We start from the raw sequence: 400 nt of genomic DNA, 5'->3' as shown, positions 1-400 counted from the left end.
TTTCCAAAAACATGGGGCCTTAGCTCAGCTGGGAGAGCGCCTGCCTTGCACGCAGGAGGTCAGCGGTTCGATCCCGCTAGGCTCCACTTATTTTAATATCTTTTATGGCGGTGTAGCTCAGCTGGCTAGAGCGTACGGTTCATACCCGTGAGGTCGGGGGTTCGATCCCCTCCGCCGCTACCATAAAGGACCTTTAGCTCAGCTGGTTAGAGCAGACGGCTCATAACCGTCCGGTCGTAGGTTCGAGTCCTACAAGGTCCACCACTAAAGCTTTATATCTCGGAGGTATACCCAAGTTCGGCTGAAGGGATCGGTCTTGAAAACCGACAGGCGGCGAGAGTCGCGCGGGGGTTCGAATCCCTCTACCTCCTCCATTTTTTCTAAATTAAATATTTTATCA

4 tRNA genes are annotated in these 400 nt (G+C 52.5%); all 4 read left to right on the top strand.

The features are described 5' to 3' along the window. Nucleotides 1-13 precede the first annotated feature (13 nt). The 4 genes from ILT06_RS32275 (at nt 14) to ILT06_RS32260 (ending at nt 374) form a co-directional block, all read left to right on the top strand. Nucleotides 14-86, top strand: a tRNA-Ala gene (locus ILT06_RS32275). A 20-nt stretch (nt 87-106) separates the two neighbouring features. Beyond that, nucleotides 107-183, top strand: a tRNA-Met gene (locus ILT06_RS32270). Between the two features lie 4 nt (nt 184-187). Then, nucleotides 188-264: transfer RNA gene (locus ILT06_RS32265), tRNA-Ile, on the top strand. Between the two features lie 17 nt (nt 265-281). Further along, nucleotides 282-374, top strand: a tRNA-Ser gene (locus ILT06_RS32260). Nucleotides 375-400 lie beyond the last annotated feature (26 nt).

Origin of the sequence: Bacillus sp. 17RED48 (genome assembly GCF_019837545.1) — a bacterium.
GTDB lineage: Bacteria > Bacillota > Bacilli > Bacillales > Bacillaceae_G > Bacillus_A > Bacillus_A wiedmannii.
This window is presented reverse-complemented; position numbering and strand designations above follow the sequence as displayed.